Below are 504 nucleotides of genomic sequence, written 5' to 3' on the forward strand. Positions count from 1 at the left end.
CAGATGGCAGCATCCGACTACGTGTCAGAAATTCCCGAAAATCACTCTTGCGCTGAAGGGGGCGTCCACAGATGGAAGGCGGAAGTAGAAATCAAGATGGCGAAACGTCGTCTAAGCAAGATCTCTCATCGATCACAAACCACGGGCCGATCGGAGGCAAGCGACCTCCGTAAGATCATTCGAGTCGTTCTGAACGAAATCCAAGGGGAGAGCATGTCGATCGAACGCAGGACCAAATTGCTGGACGGATTGATGGAAGGGCAGCCCGGTCTTCGGCAGATCGTGACCAACCGGGCCAGCCTTCTCGAAGGTAACTGGGACTTGACGGCGTTCGCCCACCAGCAGGGTTTCGAAGCCCTTTGGGATCACGCGGTGACGCGGCCGGCAGGGCTCGCCGTGCTGCCTCTGCTGATGCTCTGGCATCAAAGCTGTCAATCGGCGTCTAAAAGGGACCCCCTATCGGCGTGCAATAGGGACCCCCTTTTGAGGTTCGGGATGGACGTC

Annotated in this window: 1 protein-coding gene; it reads left to right on the forward strand. The window is 57.3% G+C overall.

The annotated features are described in order from the left end of the window. Positions 1–213: 213 nt before the first annotated feature. Positions 214–504, forward strand: a 291-nt coding sequence (locus tag AC1RSI_RS16725; RefSeq protein WP_492322713.1) for a hypothetical protein, incomplete at its 3' end; no start/stop codon positions are given.

The sequence above is a fragment of the Brevundimonas sp. GW821-FHT10E09 genome, assembly GCF_058809375.1.